At 62.3% G+C, this 459-nt stretch carries 1 pseudogene; it reads left to right on the plus strand.

From position 1 onward, the window contains the following. A pseudogene (locus J5M71_RS28200) lies at positions 1-459 on the plus strand (RNA degradosome polyphosphate kinase); the annotation flags it as partial.

The following is a 459-nucleotide window of genomic DNA, read 5'->3' on the forward strand; positions in this document are numbered from 1 at the left end:
CGATCATCACCCCGGTCGGCCTCGACCCGACGCACCCGTTCCCGTTGCTGGTGAACAAGAGCCTGAACTTCATCGTCGAGCTCGAAGGTATCGACGCCTTCGGTCGCGACTCCGGTCTGGCGATCATTCCGGCACCGCGTCTGCTGCCTCGGATCATCAAGGTGCCGGAAGAAGTCGGCGGCGCCGGCGACAACTATGTGTTCCTGTCGTCGATGATCCACGCCCACGCCGATGACCTGTTCCAGGGCATGAAGGTCAAAGGCTGCTACCAGTTCCGTCTGACCCGAAATGCCGACCTGGCGCTCGATTCCGAAGACGTCGAAGACCTGGCCCGCGCTCTGCGTGGCGAGTTGTTCTCGCGGCGCTACGGTGACGCGGTGCGTCTGGAAGTCGCCGACACTTGCCCGAAACACCTCTCGGACTATCTGCTCAAGCAGTTCAACCTGAGCGAGACCGAGC

The sequence above is a fragment of the Pseudomonas sp. 43(2021) genome (genome assembly GCF_017490805.1).
In the GTDB taxonomy this organism is placed as follows: Bacteria; Pseudomonadota; Gammaproteobacteria; order Pseudomonadales; family Pseudomonadaceae; genus Aquipseudomonas.